The 18,752-nt window shown below is 49.2% G+C and carries 17 protein-coding genes; 15 read left to right on the top strand and 2 right to left on the bottom strand.

Annotated features, from left to right (window positions below; all coding sequences use genetic code 11):
• Positions 1 to 43: 43 nt before the first annotated feature.
• Positions 44 to 2,470, bottom strand: a complete 2,427-nt coding sequence (locus KPC83_RS04625; protein ID WP_216278102.1) for a glycogen/starch/alpha-glucan phosphorylase — start codon at positions 2,468 to 2,470, stop codon at positions 44 to 46.
• 1 nt (position 2,471) lies between these two features.
• The gene (gene glgB / locus KPC83_RS04620; RefSeq protein WP_216278101.1) at positions 2,472 to 4,595 is read right to left on the bottom strand and encodes a 1,4-alpha-glucan branching protein GlgB; all 2,124 of its coding nucleotides are present in this window, start codon (positions 4,593 to 4,595) and stop codon (positions 2,472 to 2,474) included.
• Between the two features lie 281 nt (positions 4,596 to 4,876).
• On the opposite strand from glgB, the gene KPC83_RS04615 reads away from it, so the two are divergent.
• The 15 genes from KPC83_RS04615 to rnc all read left to right on the top strand — a co-directional run bounded on the left by KPC83_RS04615 (position 4,877) and on the right by rnc (position 18,750).
• Positions 4,877 to 5,551 carry a thiamine diphosphokinase gene (locus KPC83_RS04615; protein ID WP_216278100.1) on the top strand — a complete coding sequence of 225 codons (675 nt, stop codon included), beginning with the start codon at positions 4,877 to 4,879 and terminating at the stop codon, positions 5,549 to 5,551.
• A 256-nt stretch (positions 5,552 to 5,807) separates the two neighbouring features.
• A complete protein-coding gene (adhE, locus tag KPC83_RS04610; RefSeq protein ID WP_216278099.1) occupies positions 5,808 to 8,450 on the top strand; it encodes a bifunctional acetaldehyde-CoA/alcohol dehydrogenase in 2,643 nt (880 codons plus the stop codon).
• An 82-nt stretch (positions 8,451 to 8,532) separates the two neighbouring features.
• The gene (locus tag KPC83_RS04605; protein WP_216278098.1) at positions 8,533 to 9,297 is read left to right on the top strand and encodes a phosphotransferase family protein; all 765 of its coding nucleotides are present in this window, start codon (positions 8,533 to 8,535) and stop codon (positions 9,295 to 9,297) included.
• 116 nt (positions 9,298 to 9,413) lie between these two features.
• The gene (gene rpmB / locus KPC83_RS04600; protein WP_216278097.1) at positions 9,414 to 9,602 is read left to right on the top strand and encodes a 50S ribosomal protein L28; all 189 of its coding nucleotides are present in this window, start codon (positions 9,414 to 9,416) and stop codon (positions 9,600 to 9,602) included.
• A 217-nt stretch (positions 9,603 to 9,819) separates the two neighbouring features.
• Positions 9,820 to 10,173: an Asp23/Gls24 family envelope stress response protein gene (locus KPC83_RS04595; protein WP_216278096.1), complete on the top strand. Its 354-nt coding sequence runs from the start codon at positions 9,820 to 9,822 to the stop codon at positions 10,171 to 10,173.
• 33 nt (positions 10,174 to 10,206) lie between these two features.
• Complete coding sequence (locus tag KPC83_RS04590; protein WP_216278095.1) at positions 10,207 to 11,877, top strand: DAK2 domain-containing protein; 1,671 nt, start codon at positions 10,207 to 10,209, stop codon at positions 11,875 to 11,877.
• Positions 11,878 to 11,886: 9 nt separating this feature from the next.
• Positions 11,887 to 14,067 carry an ATP-dependent DNA helicase RecG gene (gene recG / locus KPC83_RS04585; protein ID WP_216278094.1) on the top strand — a complete coding sequence of 727 codons (2,181 nt, stop codon included), beginning with the start codon at positions 11,887 to 11,889 and terminating at the stop codon, positions 14,065 to 14,067.
• Positions 14,064 to 14,654, top strand: coding sequence for a 16S rRNA (guanine(966)-N(2))-methyltransferase RsmD (gene rsmD / locus KPC83_RS04580; RefSeq protein WP_216278093.1), 591 nt, complete (start codon positions 14,064 to 14,066; stop codon positions 14,652 to 14,654). Before recG ends, rsmD begins: the two co-directional genes overlap by 4 nt.
• Positions 14,655 to 14,665: 11 nt before the next feature.
• On the top strand, positions 14,666 to 15,163 hold the full coding sequence (gene coaD / locus KPC83_RS04575; protein ID WP_216278092.1) for a pantetheine-phosphate adenylyltransferase: 498 nt from the start codon (positions 14,666 to 14,668) through the stop codon (positions 15,161 to 15,163).
• Positions 15,164 to 15,220: 57 nt separating this feature from the next.
• The gene (locus KPC83_RS04570) at positions 15,221 to 15,721 is read left to right on the top strand and encodes an ATPase (protein WP_216278091.1); all 501 of its coding nucleotides are present in this window, start codon (positions 15,221 to 15,223) and stop codon (positions 15,719 to 15,721) included.
• 2 nt (positions 15,722 to 15,723) lie between these two features.
• Positions 15,724 to 16,272: a DUF177 domain-containing protein gene (locus KPC83_RS04565; RefSeq protein WP_216278090.1), complete on the top strand. Its 549-nt coding sequence runs from the start codon at positions 15,724 to 15,726 to the stop codon at positions 16,270 to 16,272.
• A gap of 112 nt (positions 16,273 to 16,384) precedes the next feature.
• The gene (gene rpmF / locus KPC83_RS04560) at positions 16,385 to 16,564 is read left to right on the top strand and encodes a 50S ribosomal protein L32 (RefSeq protein WP_216278089.1); all 180 of its coding nucleotides are present in this window, start codon (positions 16,385 to 16,387) and stop codon (positions 16,562 to 16,564) included.
• 109 nt (positions 16,565 to 16,673) lie between these two features.
• A complete protein-coding gene (gene plsX / locus KPC83_RS04555; RefSeq protein WP_216278088.1) occupies positions 16,674 to 17,702 on the top strand; it encodes a phosphate acyltransferase PlsX in 1,029 nt (342 codons plus the stop codon).
• Between the two features lie 73 nt (positions 17,703 to 17,775).
• Positions 17,776 to 18,018: an acyl carrier protein gene (locus KPC83_RS04550; protein ID WP_216278087.1), complete on the top strand. Its 243-nt coding sequence runs from the start codon at positions 17,776 to 17,778 to the stop codon at positions 18,016 to 18,018.
• Between the two features lie 6 nt (positions 18,019 to 18,024).
• Positions 18,025 to 18,750 carry a ribonuclease III gene (gene rnc, locus KPC83_RS04545; RefSeq protein WP_216278086.1) on the top strand — a complete coding sequence of 242 codons (726 nt, stop codon included), beginning with the start codon at positions 18,025 to 18,027 and terminating at the stop codon, positions 18,748 to 18,750.
• Positions 18,751 to 18,752 lie beyond the last annotated feature (2 nt).

The following is an 18,752-nucleotide window of genomic DNA, read 5'->3' as shown; positions in this document are numbered from 1 at the left end:
CTCCTTACATGTGAGCCCAAGCTTCACTTAGGCGCAATTACAATCAGGCATGCCAGATTTCATCGCGATACTCGCGAATCGTACGGTCACTTGAGAACCAACCAGAACGAGCAGTATTGATGAGCGAGCGCCGGTTCCAGTCTTGTGTATGTGAATAGCTGTGGGTGAGTTCTTCCCAAGCAGCTACGTAGGAATGGAAGTCACGCAGCACAAGGTCAGGGTCATTGTTGAGCATGAGCTCATGGCGAATACCCTCAAATGAGCCAGAAAGCGCAGCGTAGGTGTTATCGTTGAGTTGCTCAATAATGCGTCCTAAGCGCGCGGGGTCTGCCCCAACCAAATCCCATGCAAAATAAGTCTTATCGCGCCAAAGTGCTTCAACCTCAGGCGTGGTTAGACCAAAGATTTTTTCGTTTTCAGCTCCTGCAAGCTCAACAATTTCTATATTGGCGCCATCCATGGTTCCAAGCGTAAGCGCACCATTCATCATAAGCTTCATGTTGGAGGTGCCGCTTGCTTCTTTGCCAGCAGTTGAAATTTGTTCAGATATTTCTGCAGCAGGATAGATGAGCTGAGCATTTGAAACTCTAAAGTTAGGGATAAAGCAAACATTCAAGTATTCGTTTGTGCGTGCATCGTTGTTAACAACGTGCCCCACAGCGTTTATAAGGCGAATGACCTCTTTTGCAAAGGTATAGCTTGAAGCTGCCTTTCCTGAGAAAATAAAGGTTGTAGGCTGAACGGCAAGACTTGGATTATCAAGTAAGCGGTTATACAGGTCCATAACCTTAAAGATATTCAAAAGTTGGCGTTTATAGGCGTGGAAGCGTTTAACTTGCACATCAAACACGGTATGAGGGTTAATAACCTGACCAGTTTCTGCGCGAACATACGCAGCAAGGCGTTCTTTGTTGGCATGTTTAATCTTGCCAATAGCCTCAAGAAATGCCACATCATCCTTATAGTTCATGAGCCCTTCGAGCTGCTGAGCATCATGTAACCAATCGGTTCCAATGGCATTATTGATGAGCTGTGCGTAGGCAGGGTTTGAGTCTGCAAAGAAACGACGCGGCGAAATACCATTGGTTTTATTATTAAACTTATGCGGTTGAATGCGGTTAAATTCATGAAGCACCGTGCGCTGCAAAATATCGGTATGAAGTTTTGCAACGCCGTTAACCGAGTGACTACAAATAACCGACAGGTTGGCCATGCGTACTTCACCGTCCCAGAGTATGGCAGTTTGGCGCAAGGCTTCTTGCCAATTGGGAACCGAGGTGTCAAAAGACGCACGCCAGCGATGGCTCATTTCTTCAATAATCTGATAGATGCGCGGCAAAAGCGTGCTAAAAGTGGTAATAGGCCAGCGTTCAAGAGCCTCAGGCAGCACGGTATGGTTGGTATAAGAAACCACCTGCTGTGTGATGTTCCATGCCTCGTCCCAGCTGAGCCCTTCTTCGTCCATGAGCACACGCATCAGCTCGGGGCCACACATTGCAGGGTGCGTATCGTTGGTATGAATGGCAACGTAGCGGGGAAGTTCTGTCCAAGCGCTCCCATGCTCAGCGCGGAAGGTGTCAAGAAGGCTTTGAATACCTGCTGCAACAAAGAGGTATTCTTGCTTGAGGCGCAGCAGTCGCCCATGCTCGCCCTGGTCGTTGGGGTACAGAATTGCACTGATAGCCTCTGCATCGGCACGCGCCTTGTCTGCCATGGCATAGTCGCCCCGGTTAAAGGCTTCAAGATCAAAATGCTCATCAACAGGCTCTGCGCTCCATACACGGAGCTTATTGATGACGCTTCCGCCATAACCAACAATAGGAATGTCATAGGGCACGGCTAGCACCTCGTCTGCTCCCTCAACTGAGAAGCGCAAACGATCGCCCTCTTGGCGACTTACCACCTTACCGCCAAAGCCTATGCGTACCGCCTTGTCTTGACGACGCACCTCCCAAGGATACCCGTGGCTTAGCCATTCATCAGCAACCTCAACTTGGCGACCATCTTTGATTTCTTGCTTAAACAGACCGTAGCGATAGCGCATTCCGTTGCCATAGCCTGCAATTCCCTCAGCAGCCATCGAGTCTAAAAAGCAGGCAGCCAGACGGCCAAGACCACCATTGCCAAGCGCTGGGTCAGGCTCTTGAGCGCACAGCTCGTCAAGGTCTTGTTCTAAGTCGCGCAGAGCTTCTTCTACCAGCTCGTGGCAACCTAGATTTCCAAGATAATTATCAAGCAAGCGACCCATTAAAAACTCAATTGAGAAATAATAAACGCGCTTCTTTTTTTGTTCGCGAACACGTGCTTCAGATACGGCAGCTCGCTCGCGTGCATGATCGGCTATCAGTTCTACAAGCGCCTGATAGCGGTCATCGAGCCCAGCCTCTTCAAAGGTTTTACCTGAGCGTGCTCGTACCGCTTGGCGATACTCAGTAATAAACTGCTCTTTGTTATTAAATAGGGTTTCCATACTATCCTTTCTTAGTTTGTTTGGACTTGTTGATGTGAGATTTTTCAGCAATACGCTTGAGTATGACACCACCTAAAGGCGGAAGCTTGAGCGTAAGAAGTGCTTGCATATCCTCAGTTTTTAATGCGGGCTTGCAGCTTCGTTGTTCTGTGCCTTGCTTATCCTCAGCCAAAGTCTCGTCGACTTCATGAGACGTATTGCATGCATTTGGTTTTGTGCGAGCGGCAATCGTGGCATGAAGATGCTCGGAATTTAGCTTTCCCGAGCCACCGTAGCGCTCATCATCAGAGTTATATATCTCTTTCCAGGTACCGCCCTCAGGTACGACAAGCTCAAAGCTCTCGTAGTAGCTCGGCGTAAAGTTAATGATGACAACAAGGTCATCACGCCTGTGCTTAGCCCGTCGAATAAAGCTAATAATAGAGCGCGCACCATCATCAGGTTCAATCCACTCATATCCAGCACTTGAATATGCTTGCTCCCAGAGAGCTCGCTCTTGCCGATAGAGGTGGTTAAGTTCTTTGGTCGCGCATTGAATGCCGGCGTGAAGCGGGAAGTTTTCGCTCAAGAACCACTCAATTGATTCATAATAGCGCCACTCAATATATTGCCCAATCTCGTTGCCCATAAAGTTGAGCTTGGCACCGGGGTGTGTCATTTGGTAGAGATAAAGACTGCGAAGTCCTGCAAACTGGCGCCACTGGTCGCCGGGCATGCGTTGAATGAGCGAGCATTTTCCATTAACTACCTCGTCATGCGATAAGGGCAACACAAAGTTCTCGTTAAAGGCATACATGAGCGAAAAGGTGAGAAGCCCATGATTGCCGGGTCGCCATGGAAAGTCTGTTTGCATGTAGTGCAGCGTGTCATTCATCCAGCCCATGTCCCATTTGAGATGAAACCCTAGCCCACCATCCTCAGGCGGATAGGTTACAAGTGGCCAGGCGGTGGACTCTTCTGCAATCATGAGTACCTGTGGGTGTTCTCGCCCCATGATGGTGTTTACCTTGCGCAGGAAGCGTGAGGCATCTAAATCTTCTTCGGTTCCAAGGTGATTCCATTTTTTATCGGCGGGGTTATCAATGCCAAAGTTGAGATACAGCATGCTTGAGACGCCGTCTACCCGAATGCCGTCAACGTGAAAGACCTCAGCCCAATACAGCGCATTTGACCCAAAAAAGCTCACAACTTCGCCGCGCCCAAAGTCAACTTTGTGAGTTCCCCAGTTGGGGTGAATTTCGCGCTCATAAAAGAAGTTGCCGGTAAAGCGCGCAAGACCTTGCTCATCGGCGCAGAAGTGTCCGGGCACCCAGTCAATGATAATGCCAATGCCTGCCGCATGAGCAGCATCTATCAGTGCCATCAGTTCGTGCGGGTTTCCATAGCGCGCCGTTGCCGCGTAATACCCAGTTGCCTGATAGCCCCATGACCCGTCAAAAGGATGCTCATTGAGCGGCATAAGCTCTAAATGGGTATAGCCCATGTCTTTTGCATATGCAATAAGGTCGTCTGCAAGCTCGGTATAGCTATACATGCGTCCCCGCTGTGCCGGAAACGGGTCTCCAGGCCCTGGGTATGTCCCATCTGCTCGAGGCTCTCCTTGCGGCTCAGAACCGTGACGCTTCCAGCTGCCAAGATGCACCTCATATATGTTAAGCGGTTGTTCAAGGAGATGTTTGTGTGTCAGCGCTTCTTGCCAGGGCTGGTCGTGCCAGTTATAGCCGGCAAGGTCAAATAAGCGAGAAGCAGTTCCTGGCGTTTTTTCTGCATAAAATGCAAAGGGGTCTGCCTTATAGAGTGTGTCACCAGCCCGAGTGGTAATGACATACTTGTAGAGCTCTCCTTGAGAAAGATTAGGAATGATGCACTCCCAGATACCGCTCTCACCAAGCTCTTGCATAGGATATGCTCCACGCTGCCAAGTGTTCCAGGACCCTACAACTTCAACAGCGCTGACCCGTGGTGCTAAGACACGAAAGCACCACGCAGACTCTCCTTCATAGATAACGGGGTGCGCGCCCATCTTTTTCCATGCATGAAACCAAGAACCTTCCTTCAGCAGGTGAATATCATCATCGGTAATCAAAAAGTCCAATGATGTGTACAAGCGAGATGCAGAACTCATCTCAATCAACCTCACTCTGCATATCTGGTAGGTGCGCTGTACCTGTTATGACACATAACGCAAGCGCAGTGTGCCATGTATTGAATGTAGCACGCTCAAGGGATAAAAGTGTCCACAAGCCGAGGGGCGGTAGAAAAAATTCCCTGAACGTTACTGAGCGAAAAAAGCTTGACAAAGTTTAGTTATGAGGTTCTAAGAGATTTAGCTTCTTTGATAGCATATGACGTGCATATTAAGGGATATGAACGTTGAGTGGTATCCAATTGTAAGGAGACGGTTTCATGCGGGTTTTGGTGGTAGGCGGCTCACCGGTTGGCATTACTCCGTCACGCCTAAGAGAAATTGCGCGCACGGCTGATAAGATTGTTGCCGTTGATAGGGGTTTTGATTACGTGTGTGCGGCGGGTCTTACCTGTGCGCTTTTTTGCGGGGACGCGGATTCAGTAAGTGAGACAGGTGCACGGTTACTTGAGCAGCAAAATGCTGCTCATCAGCTTGAGGTGGAGCGCTATCACGTTGATAAAGATTATTCTGATTTGCACTTAGCTCTTGATGCTGTAGCGCAGCGCTGGGGTAGTGTAGAGCTTGTTGCAAGTGCCATGAGCGGTGGACGGCCCGACCACTATCTTGATGTACTTGGTCAGCTGCTGCGCTGGCCAGCATCGGTTGAATTGCAAGAAGACCATATGTGTGGACGTATTCTGCATCCCGGCGAAGCTTGGAATATGGGCAGGGAAACAGGTGTTGCTTCTGGCGATACATTTTCCTTCATTGCTCTATCACCTGAGGCTTGTGTGAGTCTTTCGGGCATGCAGTGGGAGCTGAACCATCGTCGGTGTTATCTTTTGGAAGATGTTGGGCTTTCAAATCGTGTGCGTAACGGTTCTGCAGAGCTTATGTGCCATGAGGGGCGTATTGCTTGCTGGCTCTTTCCATCGTCATGTGGTGACGAATAATGAAACGTTTCAATAAAAGAGATTGTTTAAACACCCAAGGGGTTATAGAATTATTTTCACAATATATACAGAAATAGATGTATGCCTTGTGGCTCAAATAGGTTAATTACCTGCAGTAATAAGGAAAAACACCATATCTAACTAATTGAATCGTTTCAAAAAACATATACCGTTTACCGGTTGTATGCAGAGAATAGTCCTGTCAACTACAGTAAATGCGTTGGTTTTGTCCGCCACCCAGGTAAAGGAGCAAGGTATGGCTAAAAGACCATCGGCATCTACGGTTCAGCTAATTGATACGGTTGAGGCGCTTGAGGCAAAGATTGCGCGTATGCGCGTTGCTCAAGAGGCTTTTTCACATTTCTCGCAAGAGCAAGTAGACCGTATTTTTCATGCTGCTGCTACCGCTGCTAACAAGGCACGTATTCCTTTGGCACGTATGGCTGTTGAAGAAACAGGACGCGGTATTCTTGAGGATAAGGTCATCAAGAACCACTATGCTGCAGAATACATTTACAACGCCTATAAGCACACTAAGACCTGCGGTGTGGTAGAGCACGATGAAGCTCTCGGTATTACTAAGGTTGCAGAGCCGATTGGTATCGTTGGCGCGGTTATTCCTACCACCAATCCAACCTCAACAGCTATTTTTAAGTGCTTAATTAGCCTGAAAACGCGAAATGCTATTCTCATCTCTCCACATCCCGCAGCTGCTAAGTGCACTATTGCTGCGGCACAAATTGTTTTAGATGCTGCAATTGCTGCTGGAGCACCTGAGGAGATTATTGGCTGGGTTGATACCCCCTCCATTGAGCTTACGAATGTGGTTATGCGCGATGTTGATATTATTTTAGCAACGGGTGGTCCGGGCATGGTAAAGGCAGCATATTCCAGTGGTAAGCCGGCGTTAGGCGTTGGTGCTGGAAATACGCCTGTCGTTATTGATGAGACCGCTGATATTAAATTGGCTGTGAGCTCTATCATTCATTCTAAAACCTTTGATAACGGCATGATTTGCGCATCTGAGCAGTCGGTAACCGTGCTTGATTCTATCTATGACGCGGTGAAGGACGAATTTGTGCGTCGCGGTTGCTATGTAGTCAAGCCTGGTCAGGAGCTTGAGGCTCTGCGTGAGGCTATGTTTAAAAACGGCGCGCTTGATCACCGTATTCCTGGTATGGCTGCAGCAAAGATTGCAGAACTCGCGGGTATTGAGGTTCCGGCTAAAACCAAGATTTTGATTGTTGAGACAACATCAACCGACCCTGAAAAAGAAGAGTTTAGCCACGAGAAGCTTTCTCCGGTGCTTGCAATGTATCATGCAGCAACGTATGAGGAAGCAGTTCAGAAGGCTGAACATCTGGTTCTTGCGGGCGGTCCTGGTCATACTGCATCGCTGTATGTACACCCGTCAGAGCGTCAAAAAATCGCGCTTTTCCATGATTGTATGAAGGCCTGCCGTATTGTTATCAATACACCATCCTCACAAGGTGGCATTGGCGATTTATACAATTTTGGCATGCTGCCTTCGTTAACACTAGGCTGCGGTTCATGGGGTAACAACTCAGTTTCAGAAAATGTAGGGGTGAAGCACTTGTTGAATATCAAGACCGTGGCTGAGCGCCGCGAGAACATGCTTTGGTTCCGTGCCCCTGAGAAGGTGTACTTCAAGAAGGGTTCTACGCCTGTTGCTTTAGCTGAGCTCAAAGATGTTATGGGCAAAAAGCGCGCCTTTATTGTGACCGACCAATTTCTCTTCAAAAACGGTAATACCCGCGCCATTGAGGCAAAGCTTGATGAAATGGGTATCCAGCACGATTGCTTCTATGATGTTGAGCCTGACCCGTCACTTACCTCTGCACGTGCTGGTGCTGCTCAGATGCGCCTGTTTGAGCCTGATGTCATTATTGCCATCGGTGGTGGCTCAGCCATGGACGCAGCTAAGGTCATGTGGATGATGTATGAGCATCCCGATGCTGACTTTGAAGACATGGCTATGGACTTCATGGATATTCGCAAGCGCGTCTATACCTTCCCAAAGATGGGTGAAAAGGCATACTTTATTGCGGTTCCCACAAGCTCAGGTACGGGCTCAGAGGTAACACCATTTGCCATCATTACCGATAAAGAGACAGGTATTAAGTGGCCTCTTGCCGACTATGCATTGCTGCCTAATATGGCAATTGTTGACGTTGATAATGCTATGACAGCTCCTCGCGGTCTTACTGCTGCCTCAGGCATTGACGTTATGACACACGCTATTGAGTCCTATGTTTCTATTATGGCGAGCGACTATACGCGTGGTCTGTCCATGAAGGCTGCAAAACTGGTATTTGAGTATCTGCCTGCAAGCTATGAGCGTGGTGCGCAAGACCCCATCGCCCGTGAAAACATGCACAATGCATCCTGCATGGCGGGTATGGCCTTTGCAAATGCCTTCTTGGGTGTAAATCACTCAATGGCGCACAAGCTGGGCGCATTCCATCATCTACCGCACGGTATTGCCAACGCCGTACTCTTGACGCGCGTGATGCGCTATAACGCTGCTGAGGCACCGGTGAAGATGGGAACCTTCTCGCAGTATCCCTATCCCAACGCACGCGCTGCCTATGCCGAGATGGCGCGTTTCTGTGGCATTCAGGGCGTAGATGACGCTGAGGTATTTGAGAACTTTATCTCCGCGCTTGAAACATTAAAAGATACCATTGGTGTAAAAAAGACCATTCAAGAATACGGGGTTGATGAGGCCTACTTCTTAGAGACTCTTGATGAGATGTGTGAGCAGGCGTTCAATGACCAGTGCACGGGTGCAAATCCGCGCTACCCGCTCATCAGCGAGATTCGCGAGCTCTTCTTAGATGCATATTACGGGCGCGAGCCTCAGTCGTACGAAGTTTAGGAAGGGTTAGCTGTACTGCATACAGCTATATAAAAACGATGTAGGGGAGTGAAAACTTCCTACAAGCGGAAGGATATGTGAGATGGAACTATCGGCCAATCACAAGCTTATTGTTGAGCGACCCAATAAACGTGTCTATGAAGATGGGGAGCGCGTTATTAAGGTCTTTAATAGCACCAAGCCTGTCTCTGATGTGTTTAACGAGGCACTCAATCTCGCTCGTATCAATGAAGTGGGTATCAAGAGTCCCGAGGTAATTGAGGTTGCCTATATAGAGGATAACGGCTGGGCTATAGCCACGAAGCGCATTGAAGGCACAACCTTAGCGGCGCTGATGGAAGAAGACCCCGTACGTTATTACGAGTATCTTGAGCGTTTTGTAGACCTGCAGATTTCTGTGCATGCGCAGCAGAGCTCGTTGCTTCCCCGTGCTCGTGACAAATATCGCCGCATGATTGAGGGTCTTGATGCGCTCAATGCAACACAGCGCTATGACCTGCTTCAGCGCCTCGATGGCATGGGCTCATATGAGCATGTATGCCACGGTGACTTTAATCCTACCAACGTTATTGTGGATGCAAACGATGAGCTGTGGGTTTGCGACTGGGCACACGCCACTCAGGGTGCTCCTGCGGCAGATGCAGCTATGACGTATTTGTTGCTCGCGCTAAATGATCGCAGCCAAGCTACCGCGTATCTCGAGCTGTTCTGCGAAAAGGCAGACGTTCCCATGCAGGTTGTCCGCCGCTGGACCTCAATCGTTGCCGCCTCAGAGCTTGCTCGTGCGCGCGCCGATCAAGATGCCGATTTCCTTATGGGCTGGATTGATGTTTTTGATTATCAGTAGGATTTAGAAGCATAATCGCTGTGGAGATTGCGCAGAGAAGCTTTTCTGTATGATATAGTTCACTGTCGTTTGTTCATGCGGCTCTACGTTAACTGCCGCCCAAGGAGGGTCTAGCCATGTCTAAAGTTTGCGAAGTTTGCGGTAAGCACCCAGTTGCTGGCCGTTCAATTAGTCACTCACATCGTGTTACCAACCGTACCTTCAGCCCCAACATTCAGCGCGTCTACGCCGTTGTTAATGGTACTCGTCGCAAGATGAATGTTTGCACCAGCTGCTTAAAGGCACAAAAGGTCGCCCGTTCCTAAAGTAAGGTCTATTTGCTTCGCCTAGAGACTCTCCGGGCGCAAGACCTCATGGTCGATGTGCACGAGGACTTCCCTATGGGAGTCCTCGTTTTGCTGTTTGCATGGAATGATGTAATTCAATGTATGCATGTAAGAAGTACTTCGGGGTATCAGTTGTAAAATAGACATTTAGCTGCTCCCACAAATAGGCACATAGGTGCCGAGGAAGGAGACTTCTGTGTCAGAGCAATGTGGTGGGACCTTATCGGTCTCAAATGATGTTATTGCCGATCTTGCAGGATATGCCGCGCTGTCTTGTTATGGCGTTGTGGGTATGTCCGAGCAACTACAAGGTGCCGAGTCGGTGCGTATTTCTGCTGGTCAGCGCCTGCGCAAGGGCGTGCTGGTATGCGCTCATGCCGATCAGTTGACGGTTGATTTGCACGTTATTATAGAATCTGGCGTCAACATGAAATCTGTTAGCGAAAACTTGGCCAGCTCAGTTGCATTTACGCTGTCTGAGATTGCCCAGATTGACCCGGCACATCTCAAGATTTCCATTCATATTGATGCTATGAAATCGCGCAACTAACAACAAAATTATTTGACCTGGAGTTTATTTCCTATGATTGCACTTACGCTTCGCACGTGTTTTCCCCTTGCTGCTCAAGCTGTGCTTGAAAAAGCAGAAGAGATTAACAAGCTCAACGTATTTCCGGTACCTGATGGCGATACAGGCACCAATATGTCACTAACTTTACAGTCGGTGGTTAAGGAGATGAATGCTCTTGCGCCAGACGCAAGCGTTGAAGAGATTGCTGCAGCCATTACCCATGGGTCACTCATGGGGGCGCGCGGTAACTCAGGTGTTATTACCTCACAGATTTTGCGTGGTGCAGCGGAAGGCTTAATTGAAGCCCATGAGCCAATTACCACAACAGACATTGCAATTGCCTTTAGACGTGCGGTAAAAGTAGCGTTTCAGGCGGTTCGCAAGCCTGTTGAAGGAACTATTTTAACTGTGCTGCGTGACGTTTCAACCAAGGCTGATGAGTGTGAGAAGCGCAAGTTTACGCCCGCAGAAACACTTGATGCACTGGTAGTTGAGGCATATCAGTCGGTAGCACGCACTCCTGATTTGTTGCCTGTACTCAAAGAAAATGGTGTTGTTGACTCAGGCGCCTTTGGTTTTGCGGTCTTTTTGGAGCATTTTGTTGCTGCTGCACTTGGACGTATTGCAACGAGTGAGCATATTCAAACAAGTTTTGATGTAGCGGCCACACCAGACACTGCACAAAAGATTGCACTTGGTCGAGTAGAAATTGAAGCCAATGACGACTGGGAGGGCTCAGAATTTCGGTATTGCAATGAGTTCTTGTTTAAGGCTGATGCACCCTTTGATGAAGAGGCAACTATAGACTTTTTAGCCTCTATGGGCGACTGCGAGCTGTTGGTAGGCGCCTATCCCGATTATAAAATTCATGTACACTCAAATACGCCACACAAGGTATTGGCGCATATGCTTGAGCTTGGTCAGGTCTATGAGGTGTTTATTCACAACATGGATATGGAGTCGCACGAGCGCACAGCCAAGATTCATGCCGACCAAGACCAGGCGAGTGCTCCTTTGAAACCGCTTGGTTTTGTTGCTGTTGCGGCAGGTACTGGCGAGGCCGATTTGCTCTATGATTTGGGTGTAGATGTTGTTGTTGCCGGGGGTCAAACAATGAATCCCAGTACAGCCGACTTGTTAGAAGCCATTGATAAAGTTCAAGCCGAGACCGTTCTTGTGCTTCCTAACAACAGTAATATCCGTATGGCAGCAGAAGCAGCTGCTGCTGCGTGTAAAACGCGTGATGTTCATGTGATTCCTGCAAAGACCGTGCCTCAGGCTTTTGCGGCGCTTTTGGCTATCACGCCCGGTGCTGAGCTTGAAGATACAATTGACGCCATGCAAGAGGCTCTGAGCGAGGTGCGCGACGGTGAGATTACGTGTGCGGTACGCGATAGTCAGGCAAGTGATGGAACGCCCATACAAGCAGGCGATGTCATGGGTATTATCGAGGGCTCAATCGATGTGGTTGGTCACGACGTGATTGAGGTTACCCTAGCTTGCATCAATCGCTTACAAGAACAAGAAGAGGGCGACACGCTCACTTTGTTGGCAGGCAGTGATTTGAGTGATGAGGACTTTGCGCGTCTTCAAGAACAAATTGCTGAGATACAGCCTGATTTAGAAATTGACGCTCACCGAGGAGAGCAGCCACTGTATCCGGTTATTTTCTCGCTCGAATAGGAGATTGACGTGCAAACCGCTTGTAGCCTAACCCCTGCTTCTGAGCGCATCCAAAGCGCTCGGGTGCCAGGACAGGCTATCGAGCGTTTACGCTTTGTGAATGAAAGTCGCAGCTTAGCCTTTTCGCGACTGGGAATTCACACGGTCATGGACTTGCTCCTTCATATTCCACGGCGCTACCTAGACTTTACGCACGCCTATTGCATTGAGGACGCGCCTTTAGGGCAGCTGTGTAGCATCGTGGCAACAATTGATCGCATACAAGAAAAGCGGCCGCGCCCCAAGATGCATATTACTGAGGTGTTTTTGGTTGATGAAACAGGTGTTTTGCAGTGCGCCTTTTTTAAGCAACCATGGTTGGCAAAGCAGCTTAAGGTAGGCGATCGCCTTGCTGTGATGGGGAAGCTTGAATTTGCTTTTGGTTTTAAGCAGATGAGCGCCCCTCATATGGAACGACTTGATGCTGAGGCTCAAACTGGCTCAATCTTGCCGGTTCATCCAGCAACCGAGGGCATTTCACCAGCATGGATGCGGCGCATTATGGCAGGTGCCCTTGAATGTCTATCAGGGTGTCCAGACCCAATACCAGCTAAACTTCGCGCGCGCCTGCATATACCCTCACGCTCACGAGCTTTGCGCGCTATTCATTTTCCGGTGCATCAAGGAGATGCCCATCGAGCTCGGCGTCGTCTTGCCTACGATGAAGTGCTTTTTTTGCAACTTGCGCTTCGTTTGCGCAACGATGTCAACCTGTTGCAAGTAAGAGCAACTGGGCATGTGATGGGCACGCACGTTCAAAACCTAAAAGCAGCACTGCCATTTAGCTTTTCTGAAGAACAACAGATAGCTGTTGCGGAGATATGTGCTGATATGCAAAACCCCGCCCACGTAATGAATCGTCTGTTATTGGGTGATGTGGGCACCGGAAAAACTGCTGTTGCCTGTATGGCGCTGGCGCTGGTTGCAGACACCGGCACTCAAGCTGCTGTAATGGCGCCAACGGGGGTATTGGCACAGCAATATGCAACAAGTATTGGCACACTCCTTGATAAGGTGGGTATTACTTGGGCGCTGCTCACGGGAGCTACGCCTTTGCCTGAGCGCCGCGATATTATTGAGCGCGCACAACAAGGCAAGATTACGGTGCTTATGGGCACTCATGCTATTCTTCAAGATGATGTTCAATTTGCACGTTTAAGTCTTGTGGTAATTGATGAACAGCATCGTTTTGGGGTTAATCAGCGCGCACAGCTACGTCAAAAAGGAATAGGTGCTGACCTGCTGGTTATGACAGCTACCCCAATTCCGAGAACACTTGCGCTATCGGTGTACGGCGATCTTGATACGAGTATCATCAAGCACCGCCCGATGCCCGGAGCAGGAGTGAAAACACAAGTATTGACTGATGAAAACCGTGATATTGCCTACGGTGCTCTGCGCGATACCATTGAAGCTGGGCAGCAAGCATATGTTATCTGCCCTTTGGTGAGTCCTAAAGACACGCAAGACGACCTTGATGACGTGCCATTTGTGGAGCGCGATGACAGAGGAGCTCCTACCCGCGCTACATATCTTAAGGCGGTAACTACCGAAGTTGACCATATTCGGCAGGTGTTTCCTCATGCGCGCGTAGCCATGCTGCATGGACGCATGAATGAGGCTGAAAAGCAACAGGTACTCTTTGATATGCAGGCGCATAAGTTTGATATTTTGGTCTCAACAACCGTTGTTGAAGTGGGTGTTGATATACCAAACGCTACGCTCATGATTATTGAGCACGGTGAGCGTTTTGGTTTGGCAACGCTGCACCAGCTTCGAGGACGCGTGGGGCGTGGGTCTATATCTGGTACTTGTTATGTTATTTCAAGCGCAGGCAAGCAACGCGCACGGCGCTCACCGGCACTCGACCGCTTAAAGGCGCTTGAGGCAAGCGCTGATGGCTTTGAGCTTGCTGAGCGCGACTTACGGCTTCGTCATGAGGGTGAGATTTTAGGGCTCCGGCAAAGCGGGGGTGTTACTTTGCGTTTTATAGATTTAGGTTCAGACGCGGATATTATTGAAGCCGCGCATCAAGATGCTCAGGACTTATTGGCTGTATCACCTACCCTTGAATGTAGGGAGACCTTGCCCTTACGTCATGAGCTTGTTGATAGGTTTGGCTCTGTTTTTGTTGAAGCGAGTGGAGCATGAGGGTTATTGCAGGAGAATGGCGTGGACGCAAGTTGTTTGAGCCCAAGGGGCGAGATACAGTGCGCCCTACTACTGACAGAGTGCGTGAAGCCATTGCGTCTATGCTTGAGGCTGCACGTGATGCCGGTATAGAAGGTTCTCGGGTGCTAGATGCCTTTGCGGGTTCAGGGGCCCTAGGGATAGAAATGCTTTCGCGCGGGGCGAGCTTTGTACAGTTTTTTGATTGCAATAAGCACTCAATAGCTCTGATTCAAAAAAATCTTGATAGCCTACCTGGAGCAGCTGTGCACTCACGGGTACAGCTTGGTGACGTATTGGCTCAGCGTTGGCATGTGCAGCAGATGCAGCCCTTTGATATGGTGCTCATTGACCCGCCCTATGCGCTTGGACCTGAGCCCGCTGAGCGCCTCATAGCACAGCTCATATCTGCAAAGATGTTAGCGCCGGGCGCACTTATTCTGGTTGAACGTGCGCAACAATCACCAGCACCTAAGCTTTCTGAGTGCAGTCTTTACAAAGAAAAGCGCTATGGTTCAAGCGCTGTTAATATATATCGCTTCGATACCATGTCTGCACTGCAAAACTGAGAGGATGTTGTGTGAAAACAGTTATTGAACATGCGCTTGTTCCGGGCACCTTTGACCCCATCACCTACGGGCATATTGATGTTGTTCGCCGCGCACGGCGCATCTTCTCAAAGGTTACTGTTGCGGTTGCTGAGTCGCTGGGCAAAAATGGTGGCACAACTTTCAGTCTTTCTGAGCGTGTTGAAATGGCACAGCGAGCACTCAAAGATTTAGATGGTGTTAAGGTAAAGCCGTTTTGTGGCTTGCTGGTTGATTTTGCGCATGAGGAGCAGGCAGGAGCTGTTGTTAAGGGTCTTAGAGCTATGACAGACTTTGAATATGAACTTCAACAGGCAGATCTTAACTTTCGTCTTGATGAGGGTCTTGAGTCAATTTTTGTCATGAGTAGTCCAAATTACGGGTATTTATCTTCCTCGGTTGTGCGCCAGATTGCTTCATTTGGAGGGGATGTGACAGAATTTGTTCCTCCCGTTGTAGCTGAAGCCCTCGCACGTCGGTTTGCTTCATAGGGTGTAAGCTGTGGTACTATCAGCACAGAAGATAGAATTTCGATGAAAGGAGACCGGATGCCAAGCGAGAATCTTCCGGGCGAGCGGATTGAGAGTTTGGTCGATGAGCTCGAGGGTATCATCGCTGAGGCCAAGCCACCGTTCGGTAAAGGTGCACAGTTCAAAGTCATCGAGACCGATGTCTTCTATAACATTTTAGATGAGATACGCATGAAGTATCCTGAGGAGTGGCAAAAGTCCCGCCGTATCTTGAAAGAGCGTGACGAGCTTTTGGCTTCTGCAGCAGCTCAGGCAGATTCTATTATTGCAGATGCCCAGCAGCAGGCGCTTACCATTGCCGGTGAGCAGGAGATTGTACGCTTGGCCCAGCAGCAGGCAGACGATATTCGCGATCGTGCTCAACAGTATGAGCGTGAGACGCGCTATGCAGCAGAGGACTATGCTGAGCAGGTCTTTACGCACCTAGAAGAAAACCTTAAGTCACTGACTGGCACCGTTGCACGTTGCCGTCAGCAGCTTAACGAAGGTGCAAATCGGCAACAGAATGGCGCTTGGTAGTCATGGCCATGCCCTCTGTCATTATTGATTTAACCGCTCAGCTAGAAAACCCTGGTGAGGCACAGTCGTTTACGGGGGATGTCTCGCTTGATTCCTACACCATAGGTGAGCGAACACTGGTGCTTGCGCAAGGACTTAGCTATGACCTCGTACTCACCAATGCCGGTAACGGTATCCTCCTGAGCGGTTTAGTGCGCGCTCAAGCTCAAACCTCATGTGACCGCTGTTTAGATGAGGCCTTCCTAGATATTGCCGCAGAGATTGAAGAGTTCTATCTCTTTGAAGAACAAGATGTGCGCGATGATGATGAAGATGGTTTTGAGCTCTTTCCGCAAGACCGCATCTTGGATGTCTCGCTTCCTTTGCTCGATGCGTTGATTATGGAAACTCCCTTCGTTGTCTTGTGTAGTAACGATTGCGCAGGTCTATGCCCCCACTGCGGTATAAATCTCAATAAAGAAAGCTGCTCGTGCGAGCTGGATAGGCGCGCCGAGAGCCGTGATAATCCCTTTGCGGCGCTCAAAGATTTGCATTTTGAAAAGGAGTCGTAAGGTTTTAAGGCTTTGTGATAAGGAAAATAGCTACTAGACAAGATATTTTTTCTTGCTATTATCAATCTCTGCGCGTAATCGTGCCAGAACTGAGTGATAAAGAGAGGTCAACATGCCAGTACCTAAGCAAAAAAAGGGCCGCGCGAAGACGCATTCCCGTCGTTCCGCAAACATGAAGATTTCCGCCCCAGCACAGTCCACGTGCCCTCGCTGTGGTGAGGTTAAGTTGCCGCATCACGTATGCCCTAACTGCGGTTTCTATAAAGACCGTGAGGTCATCGTTACTGAGTAGCGGTATATATTCGATTTGTCTCAATTGAGTACATTTCGATTTTACTGAATAGTGACACCATAGAAGACCGGCTCATACGGGCCGGTCTCTTTTGCGTTAGAGGATTAATATGAATACTCAAGCTCCCGTACGACTTGTTGTTGATGCTATGGGCGGCGACGAAGAACCGCAAGTTGTTTTAGCGGGAATTGCCGCGGCCTTAGAAGCAGATTCACAGCTTACTGTGTTGGTAGCAGGGCCAGAGTCAGTAATCCTTCCATTTTGTGAGGCGCATGAGCGCGCAGAAGCCTTGGTGGCGCCTGATACCATTGATATGGAAGATGACCCCATTCAAGCGGTGCTCACTAAGCGAAAAAGCTCTATTGTTGTAGGCTGCCGCGCTATTAAGCAAGGCAGAGCTGCTGGTATTTTTTCTGCGGGTTCAACGGGGGCTTGTGTGGCTGCTGGAACGGCCTACATCACTCCGTTTAAGGTGTTAGAAAACAATCGTAAACAGCCTATTCGTCCTTGCATTATATCGGCTATACCTACGCAAGCCGGAGGTTTAACTGTTTTTTGTGACCTCGGTGCAAATCCTGATGCTGAGCCGGTTGACGTGGTTCGTTTTGCCAAGATGGGTTGCGCCTATGCAAAGGTGGTGCTTGGTATTGAGCAGCCGCGTGTGGCACTGCTTTCAAATGGTACTGAAGACCATAAGGGCAGTCAGTCTAGCTTGGCATGCTTTGAGGTATGTAAATATGAAGTTCCTAATTTTGTTGGAAACGCTGAGGCTACCGATTTAACCAATGGTCGGGTTGATGTGGTGGTAGCTGATGGCTTTGTGGGCAATATTGCACTTAAAGCAACTGAGGGTGCAGCAAAACTTTTGCTGCACGAGCTAAAAGCAGCCTTTAACTCATCCTTACTCACTAAATTAGCTGGTCTTTTAATGCGGCGCAAACTTCGCGCTGTTAAAGATATGCTCTCTGGCGATGTACGTGGTGGAGCTATGCTTGTGGGTCTTAAGGGTGTCATGCTTATAGGTCATGGGGCAACCTCAGCAACCGCCGTTAAAAACGGAACCCTTGCCTGTGCGTCTGCAATTCGTGCGGGGCTTGTCCAAAAGGTGGCTCATTCTATCGATGAGATTGTTGAGTAGGGTAGAATAGCGCTTTAAGTATTTGTTGTCGATAGAGCTTGGCACTGGACAGGCTCATGAGAGGTAGGCACGCATGGATCAACAGGATTTGCTGTCCCGTGTGGCAGATGTTGCAGCTGATGTTTTGGGCATAGAGAGCGCAGAAATCACAGAAGAAACCACCTTTGATGACCTCGATGCAAATTCACTCGACCGTATTCAGCTCGTTACTGCCATAGAAGATGAATTTGATATTGAATTTCCTGATGAAGCACTTGAAGATTTAGTATCGGTGGGCGATGCGCTTGCCGCTATTGAATCTGCACTGGAGGCGTAGGCTATTTTGTCTCCTGCCGAAAAACTCGCCCGCGCTGAAACAATCTGTGCATATAGCTTTAAGCAAAAAAGTCTATTGCGCCAAGCTCTTACTCACCCTTCAGCGGTTGGGGATCAAGCAACGGGGCAATCCTATGAACGCCTTGAGTTTTTAGGCGATTCAATTTTGGGCTCTGTGGTTGCAGCGGCATTGTATGAAGCATATCCCAGTTTTGACGAAGGAAAGCTTACCCGGCTTAAGGTGTCGCTTGTCTCTGGGATGACCTTGTCTGAGGTGGGCGAGGAGCAGGGTATTACTGAGTGCATTTTTTTGGGAGCATCAGAGCTTGGTACCGGGTCGCGCGGTATGCATTCTGCCCTTGAAAATGTATATGAAGCGCTGGTAGGGGCGCTATACTTAGACGGTGGAATAGAGGCAGCAGAGAGTTTTATTATGCGAACGCTGCGCCCGCATCTTGCGGCTGATAGAGCTGAGCGACCTGAAAACCCCAAGTCTTATTTGCTTGAGCGTGTACAGGCAGATCGCTTAGGGCTCCTTACATATAAGATGGTTGATGTATCAGGTCCACCGCATCAACCTCGCTTTACAGCAGTGGCACTGCTTGATGGCGCACGGCAGGGCAAGGGGACGGGCTCTTCAAAGAAAGAGGCGGAGGCTGCGGCGGCCTTAGATGCGCTTGAGCGTTTGGGCTATACCACTCAAGGCGTCATCCTCAAACGAAAGCTTGGGTAGGC

The organism is Collinsella sp. zg1085 (assembly GCF_018889955.1).
Classification (GTDB): Bacteria; Actinomycetota; Coriobacteriia; order Coriobacteriales; family Coriobacteriaceae; genus Collinsella.
Note: the sequence above shows the minus strand (reverse complement) of the source record. Positions and strands in the feature narration are given on the sequence as shown.

What these genes read in the sequence shown, in the direction of transcription:
- KPC83_RS04615 (WP_216278100.1), top strand. Translation starts at nt 4,877, where the DNA reads ATGCGGGTTTTGGTGGTAGGCGGCTCACCGGTTGGCATTACTCCGTCA.
- glgB (WP_216278101.1), bottom strand. Translation starts at nt 4,595, where the DNA reads ATGAGTTCTGCATCTCGCTTGTACACATCATTGGACTTTTTGATTACC.
- KPC83_RS04625 (WP_216278102.1), bottom strand. Translation starts at nt 2,470, where the DNA reads ATGGAAACCCTATTTAATAACAAAGAGCAGTTTATTACTGAGTATCGC.
- KPC83_RS04605 (WP_216278098.1), top strand. Translation starts at nt 8,533, where the DNA reads ATGGAACTATCGGCCAATCACAAGCTTATTGTTGAGCGACCCAATAAA.
- rpmB (WP_216278097.1), top strand. Translation starts at nt 9,414, where the DNA reads ATGTCTAAAGTTTGCGAAGTTTGCGGTAAGCACCCAGTTGCTGGCCGT.
- adhE (WP_216278099.1), top strand. Translation starts at nt 5,808, where the DNA reads ATGGCTAAAAGACCATCGGCATCTACGGTTCAGCTAATTGATACGGTT.
- rsmD (WP_216278093.1), top strand. Translation starts at nt 14,064, where the DNA reads ATGAGGGTTATTGCAGGAGAATGGCGTGGACGCAAGTTGTTTGAGCCC.
- plsX (WP_216278088.1), top strand. Translation starts at nt 16,674, where the DNA reads ATGAATACTCAAGCTCCCGTACGACTTGTTGTTGATGCTATGGGCGGC.
- KPC83_RS04565 (WP_216278090.1), top strand. Translation starts at nt 15,724, where the DNA reads ATGGCCATGCCCTCTGTCATTATTGATTTAACCGCTCAGCTAGAAAAC.
- KPC83_RS04570 (WP_216278091.1), top strand. Translation starts at nt 15,221, where the DNA reads ATGCCAAGCGAGAATCTTCCGGGCGAGCGGATTGAGAGTTTGGTCGAT.
- KPC83_RS04590 (WP_216278095.1), top strand. Translation starts at nt 10,207, where the DNA reads ATGATTGCACTTACGCTTCGCACGTGTTTTCCCCTTGCTGCTCAAGCT.
- rpmF (WP_216278089.1), top strand. Translation starts at nt 16,385, where the DNA reads ATGCCAGTACCTAAGCAAAAAAAGGGCCGCGCGAAGACGCATTCCCGT.
- KPC83_RS04550 (WP_216278087.1), top strand. Translation starts at nt 17,776, where the DNA reads ATGGATCAACAGGATTTGCTGTCCCGTGTGGCAGATGTTGCAGCTGAT.